This is a genomic window from Massilimicrobiota sp. mt181 (genome assembly GCF_055420065.1).
Map to the genome: position 1 here is coordinate 1 of NZ_JBVAYN010000044.1, position 7,487 is coordinate 7,487.

6 protein-coding genes are annotated in these 7,487 nt (G+C 30.0%); 2 read left to right on the forward strand and 4 right to left on the reverse strand.

Annotated elements, in window-relative coordinates:
* Positions 1 to 20 precede the first annotated feature (20 nt).
* The 3 genes from ACZYT4_RS13710 to ACZYT4_RS13720 form a co-directional block, all read right to left on the reverse strand.
* Positions 21 to 1,856, reverse strand: coding sequence for a dockerin type I domain-containing protein (locus tag ACZYT4_RS13710; RefSeq protein ID WP_463786839.1), 1,836 nt, complete (start codon positions 1,854 to 1,856; stop codon positions 21 to 23).
* Between the two features lie 137 nt (positions 1,857 to 1,993).
* A complete protein-coding gene (gene metA / locus ACZYT4_RS13715) occupies positions 1,994 to 2,926 on the reverse strand; it encodes a homoserine O-acetyltransferase MetA (RefSeq protein ID WP_463786841.1) in 933 nt (310 codons plus the stop codon).
* A gap of 59 nt (positions 2,927 to 2,985) precedes the next feature.
* Positions 2,986 to 4,212 (reverse strand): deoxyguanosinetriphosphate triphosphohydrolase family protein, encoded by a 1,227-nt coding sequence (locus tag ACZYT4_RS13720; protein ID WP_463786843.1) that lies wholly within the window; start codon positions 4,210 to 4,212, stop codon positions 2,986 to 2,988.
* Positions 4,213 to 4,271: 59 nt separating this feature from the next.
* Between ACZYT4_RS13720 and ACZYT4_RS13725 the strand changes: the two genes are divergently transcribed.
* A complete protein-coding gene (locus tag ACZYT4_RS13725; RefSeq protein WP_463786845.1) occupies positions 4,272 to 4,736 on the forward strand; it encodes a GAF domain-containing protein in 465 nt (154 codons plus the stop codon).
* 33 nt (positions 4,737 to 4,769) lie between these two features.
* On the opposite strand, the gene ptsP is transcribed toward ACZYT4_RS13725, so the two are convergent.
* Entirely contained in the window at positions 4,770 to 6,479 is a 1,710-nt protein-coding gene (gene ptsP / locus ACZYT4_RS13730) for a phosphoenolpyruvate--protein phosphotransferase (RefSeq protein ID WP_463786852.1), read from the reverse strand.
* 170 nt (positions 6,480 to 6,649) lie between these two features.
* Here ptsP and nagB point away from each other — a divergent pair, with 170 nt between their 5' ends.
* Positions 6,650 to 7,384 (forward strand): glucosamine-6-phosphate deaminase, encoded by a 735-nt coding sequence (gene nagB / locus ACZYT4_RS13735; RefSeq protein WP_463786849.1) that lies wholly within the window; start codon positions 6,650 to 6,652, stop codon positions 7,382 to 7,384.
* Positions 7,385 to 7,487 lie beyond the last annotated feature (103 nt).

Here is a 7,487-nt window from a genome sequence, read left to right on the forward strand (position 1 = left end):
TTCATAAAAAACTCCATTCATTAAAATTTTGTACCAAAAACTATATATTTTTCTAATTTCAATAAATCACTTGTTGTTATTTTTCCATCATTGTTAATATCAGCAGCTTCTTTTTGTAGGGATGTTAAATTATTTTTAGAAGAATTAATAATATATTTTTCTAATTTTAGCAAATCACTAGATGAAATTTTTCCATCACCATTAACATCTCCAGTGATATAAGATGTTGATCCATCTGATGTACTACTGTTAGTTCCATTGACAACTATAGTAACATCTGAAGCTGGAACATATAAATAATCTCTTGAAAATTTATATTGATTATCCCAATCCGTATCTGTACGTGATTCATTTAATGCTGTATCACTTTGAATCTTATACCATTTTTTACCAGATACAGTCACAGTATCTAAGATAATGACTGGTAAATTATATGTACGTGGGCTTCTACCACTTCCCAATGTATGAGCAACTGTTGAAGCAGGTTCTTTATAAAGTTTATAACTTTTTTGTTGTTCATTAATAATACCAATTGTATATTTGTTATAATCACTTCCATAATTATAATAATAGTTTACACTTGCAGCTTTTTCTCCCCAATAAGGATCTGAAGCATAGCGAACATTGATACCAGATAATTTATCTCCTAAATGTCCTCCATTATAACGCCAATCCTCATTATCCAAATATCCATTAGATATAAATTTTTCTGCATGATACTGAATACTGGTTTGAGGATTTGCATAACCATTAGCCCCATAATAAGGATTACTATCTACAGCTCCATGTCCAAATAAATTATTTTTATCTTGCGCAATTGAACTTGTTCCCCAAGCACTTTCATTTCCTGATACACCAAACATTAATAAAGCATTAACTCCATATGTATTTTGATTTTCAATATAATATTGTCCCATATTCTTCATTTTTGATGAACTAGAACCAACTTTATCATTTGTAATTGCATCAAAATTTGATGCAGTTAAAGTTGTTTTAGAACGATGTGAAAGAAATTGATAATAATTATAGAAAGGATTTGATTTATTAACTGCATTAGGATAAGATGTATTGCTATTTTGATAGTCTTTAATCATTGTTGGATAACTTGTATAGAAATAATGACCATCATAACTATAATACTTCGTACCTGTATTTAAATAACTCGGTTTTTTACCTACTCTTTGAGAACTATAATTACCATTTGATCCATAATAATATCTATGATATAAATAACCATTTTCCACATAGTAATATGAAATATTAGCATCTTTATAATCTACAATAGTAACGTCACGTGAGTCAAAATCCATTATTGTTCCCGCTTGTTTTGCACGAATTTTTCCATTGACTGTACCAATATAAGCAGCATCTTTGGCGTAACTTCCTGTTGTATATCCATCATAACCAGTTAAAACATTATCATAAGTTAAATAACTATTACCATCATGACCTGTAGATTTTAAATAAACAACACCATATTCAATAGCTTTTGTATTTTCTTCAACAGAGTATGTCGCAAATGATCTGAGTTTTAATCTTCGATTCAAGGCTGCCTGAGCTTCATCTTCTGTCTCATAAGTAGCGATAACTTCTTGCTCATCACCATAATTTGCGACCAAATCATACTCCTTTGTTTGTTCAATGATTTCAGAATCATCATTTTCAATATCGTCAAAATCAATAACCATTGAACTTCCATCTTCATTAATTATAGTAAAATAATCAGTGACTTCAGGACCGTCCTGTGTAGAATCTTTTGCCTCTATATTATTTTGATTTGAAATATTTATAAACAACCCCATAACTAGCGTTAAAGAGATAACTAACATAAACACTCGAAATAACTTTTTTCTCATTAAAAAAACCCCCTTCTTTCATTACATTCCAAGAAAAATTATATATAATGGCTACATAAAATTCAATCAGTTTTAGGTTTTTTCAACAAAAAAAAGATGATTTTTTTAGCAGAATTTCCATAATCTGCTAATAAATATCATCTTTCTTTTAAATCTTCCAAATTATAAGGCGTTTCCTGATAAACATAATAGTTTAACCAATTTGCAAAAATCAAATAAGCATGAGAACGCCATTTGACTTGTATCTCACTATGAATATCGTCATTTAAGTAATAATTCTTTGGCATTTCACTGACAATATCTGGATTAGCTAAATCACGTTTATATTCTTTGTCCAAAGTATCTGGATCATATTCAGGATGTCCTGTTATGAAAAAATGTGATCCATCCTTTGATGCAACAATATAAACACCTGCTTCTTCAGATTCTGCCAAAATATCTAAATTATCAATTTTTTCTATATCTTCTTTAGAAACACTTGTATATCTTGAATGTGGTGCATAAAATTGATAGTCAAATCCCCTCAAAATTTTTCTTTTCATCTTTGTTACATTGGTATGATGAAGATAGACACCTGTTAATTTATGTGGTAATAAATATTTAGATACTCCGTAGAAATAATAGAGTGCAGCTTGAGCAGCCCAACATATAAAAAAGCAACTGAAAACATGAGTTTTTGACCATTCTAACAATTGTGTTAACTCTTGCCAATAATCCACTTCTTCAAATTTTAACTTTTCAACAGGGGCTCCGGTAATAATCAAACCATCATATCTGTTTTCCTTTATGTCATCAAAAGTTTTATAAAATGCTAATAAATGTTCTTTAGAAACATTTTTTGATTCATGCGAAGCCATATGTATCCAATCAACTTCCATCTGCAATGGTGTATTAGATAATAATCTTAATAATTGTGTTTCTGTAACAATTTTGGTTGGCATAATATTTAAAATTAATAACTTTAAAGGTCTAATTCTTTGTGTTGTTGCTCGTGTTTCATCCATAATGAAGATATTTTCTTCTTTTAATATTTTTGCAGCAGGTAAATTATCAGGTATTTTAATTGGCATTATCATCCCTCATTTCATTGCTTTATTTTATCACATATTTGGACTCACTTAAATATTTTTTAAAAAGAAATCAGCTCATTAAATAATTGAATAATGAAAGCATCTGTCATTCCAGCCAAATAATCTATAATACTTTTCTCAAAAGCTTGTGGATCTTGTACAAAATCATATACAACATGATTTTGATATTGTTGTTTTTTTGGATATTGAGGAATAAAAGCATATTTTTCTAACCAGGCAAGATAATGACCTATAAGTTTAGGATATTGTTTTAAATCTTTATTTAATGCACTTATAAAATCTGTTTTATCTTTATAATCATATAAAAAATCAAAAATTGAATGTAGTATCAATGATACATATTTTTCATGTATTTGAACTCTTTTAATTAAATAAATATTTTGATAATTAAATTTCATAATGACTTTCATTTTTTCAAATGCTTCCTGTGATAAACCTATACCTTTTTCAATATTTGAATTTTCAATGACATCATGAATAAAATAATTGACAATAGAGCCATTATTAATAGCATAAAATTGATGTTCTCCCATATGATTTAATTGATTTCTTAAATCATCCACCTGTTGTTGTGATAAAACCTTTAAACTTAATGCATCTTCAATGTCTCTTGCTAGATAAGCAATTTTATCAGACATTTTGACAACGCATCCTTCATATGTCCATGGATTATATTCACCGGCATATTGATAATCATTTAAATCAATATACTCATGACGTCTTTGAATATATTTTTGATTCATTTCTCCACAATGTGATATAATTCCATCTCTAACTGCATATGTTAAATTAAGATTGTGCTGATTATGATTATTATCTTCTAACAACTCAATATCATCAACAAAATGTAAACTATTTTTCTCATGCCAAAATTTCTCTAAATGATGAGATTTAGCGATTTCAGTTAAAATACTTTCTCCCCCATGTCCAAAAGGAGCATGACCCAAATCATGTCCCATTGCTATTGCTTTGGTTAATTCTGTATTCAAACCTAATTGATTAGCTATTGTATAAGCAATAGATTCAACCAGATTGACATGTTCACTACGTGTACAGATATGATCATTTTCTACAGCAAAAAAGACTTGCGTTTTATGTTTTAAACGTCGATAAGCCTGTGAAAAAATGATTCTTGTATAATCTCTTGCAAATTCGCTTCTCAAATCAAATCTTCGCTGATAAATATTTTCACGTCTTGCTATAGCACGAGTATATTCTGGATGATTTTCAAACATTCCATATCCTTTGAACTTTTGATTTTCCATTTTTATTACCTCTTAATTCTATGATATACTTATGTTATACTAAAAAAGAGGTGAAAGCAATGGATACACAATTATTTTTACAACAAGCCTATGAACTTGTTAGAGATGAAAATCATCTCGTTGCTAATTTAGCGAATATTTCTGCTTTTTTAAATGAAATTTTACATGATATCAATTGGGTTGGTTTTTATTTGTTAGAAGACAACGAATTGGTTCTAGGACCTTTTCAGGGTCGAGTTGCTTGCACGAGACTTCCTATAGGTCAAGGTGTATGTGGAAAGGCCGCTCTATTGCATAAAGTCGTTTGCGTACCAGATGTTCATCAATTCAGTGGACATATTGCCTGTGATAGTCGTAGTAAAAGTGAAATTGTTCTCCCCATTATTGTCAATAACAATCTTGTTGCTGTTTTGGATATTGATTCTCCATCATTTAATAGATTCACAACAGAAGATCAGAAATTTTTAGAAAGTATTGTGGAGATTATAGAAGAACACATATTTAAAAAAGCCAATAAAGAATAATTTTCTTTACTGGCTTTATTTATTTCATGTCTTTTATTTTTTTACAACTTTTTCTACTAAAGCAACAACTTCTTCCATTGTTGTACAGTTAATAGCCTGATTAGCTAAATCTGCCATTTCTTTTTGAGATAAGCTTCTGATAAGTTTTCTTTGTGCTAAGATAGATGTAGCAGACATAGAGAATTCATCAAGACCTAAACCAAGTAATAATGGTGCAGCCATTGGTTCTCCTGCCATTTCTCCACACATACCTGCCCATTTTCCTTCTTTATGAGCTGATTCAATAACATGTTTAACCAAACGTAAGATTGAAGGATTAAATGGTTGATATAAGTAAGATACACCTGAAGACATTCTATCAGCAGCAAATGTATATTGAATTAAGTCATTAGTACCAATTGAGAAGAAATCAACTTCTTTAGCAAACTGATCTGCTAATACAGCAGCTGCAGGAATTTCAATCATAATACCAACTTGAATAGTATCAGATACTTTAACACCTTCAGCAACTAATTTTTCTTTTTCTTCCATTAAAATACCTTTAGCTTTTCTAAATTCACCTAATGTCGCAATCATTGGGAACATAATTCTTAAATCACCATAAACAGATGCTCTCAATAACGCTCTTAATTGTGTTCTAAAGATATCTTCTCTTTGGAAACATAAACGAATAGCACGAACACCTAAGAATGGATTCATTTCTTTTGGTAAATCGATAGCTTCAATTTCTTTATCTCCACCAATATCCAATGTTCTTACAACAACAGGTTTACCTGCCATTCCTTCAAGAATTTCTTTATAAACTTCAAATTGTTTATCTTCACTTGGTAATTCAGCAGATTCCATATATAAGAATTCAGTTCTGAATAATCCAACACCTTCTCCACCATTTTCTTTAACACCTTCAAGATCTTTTGGTGAACCGATATTCGCAACCAATTCAACTTGATGACCATCAGTTGATACAGTTTTTTCATTAACTAATTTCTTTAATTCTTCTCTATAAGCAATATATTCATCACGTTTCTTTGTATATTCTTTAATTGTCTCTTCATCAGGATTGATCATGACAACTCCTTCAATACCATCAAGAGCAATCATATCTCCGTCTTTAACTTCATCAGTAATTGTTTTACATGCCACAACAGCAGGAATTTCCAAACTTCTTGCCATGATAGCTGAATGTGATGTTCTTCCCCCAATGTTTGTTGCAAATCCTCTTACAAGATTTTTATTCAATTGTGCTGTATCAGAAGGAGTTAAATCATCTGCGATAATTACAACTTCTTCATCAATCAATGCTGGGTTAGGTAATGATTTACCTAAAAGATTAGCTAAAAGACGACGAGAAACATCTTTAATGTCAGCAGCTCTTTCTCTAAAGTATTCATCCCCCATAGATTCAAACATTGTTACAAATGTATTTGCAACTTCTTCTAATGCAGCAGCAGCATTACATTTTTCATTCTTAATTTTATCTTCAACTTGAGTCTTCAATTCAGGGTCAGATAAAACAAGTGCATGCGCATCAAAAACAGCTGCTTCTTCAGCAGATAAATTTTTTGAAGCAGCTTCTTTAATTGCTTCAAGTTGCTTACTTGTACATTCCATTGCTTCTTCGTAAGCTTTAATTTCTTTTTCTACATCTTCAACAGTTTCTTTTGTAACTGTTAAATCAGGCATAACTAATTTGTATGCTTTCGCAATTGCAATACCATTAGATGCCGCAATACCTTTAATCATTGTCATTTTGACCTACCTCCATATAGTCTTATTTTACCTTATTTTTCATATAAAATAAAGATTAATCTTTCTATATTTATGGAAAATACTATTTTCAAAATATGAAAATAGTCCCTTTTCATTTCAATGGTCTTGTTATATAATAGAGATATATTATAGGAGGGACACAAATGAAAGTCATTATTGTAAAAGATTATGAAGAAGCAAGTCAAAAAGCTTGTGAAATTATGTTGGATGTTGTAAAAAACAATCCATCTGCCAATTTAGGTTTAGCTACGGGATCTACACCTATTAGGCTTTATGAATTAATGAGAGAAGATCATAAAAAAAATGGAACATCATATAAAGATATTAAAACATTTAATCTTGATGAATATTTTGGTTTAGATCAATCTCATCCACAAAGTTACCACTATTTTATGTGCCATAACTTATTTAATGAATTAGACATCAATATGGACAATGTTCATGTTCCAAAAGGAAAAGGAAATATTGATGAAGAATGCAAAGCATACAATCAATTATTAGAAGAAAATCCTATTGATATTCAATTGTTAGGTATTGGTTCTAATGGACATATTGGATTTAATGAACCAGGAACACCTTTTGATTCAGTAACACATAAAGTTGATTTAAAACAATCAACAATTGAAGACAACGCACGTTTATTCTTCAATGGAAAAATTGAAGATGTACCTAAACAAGCTGTAAGTATGGGAATTGCTAATATTATGAAAGCCAAAAAAGTTTTACTGATTGCTTCTGGTGAAGGTAAAGCAAGAGCTATTCAAGCAACTGTTGAAGGACCAAAAACAACAGATGTTCCAGCTAGTGCATTACAAGATCATCCTGATTGTATCTTGATTGTTGATGAAGCTGCTGCCCAATTGCTTAAAAATAAATAGATATGGAAAAATCCGATAGGCACTTTGAATAATGCTATCGGATTTTTTATATGTCCTTTTTCCCATATAAATAAAAAAAGGGATAAGTGAATTATCCCCATTT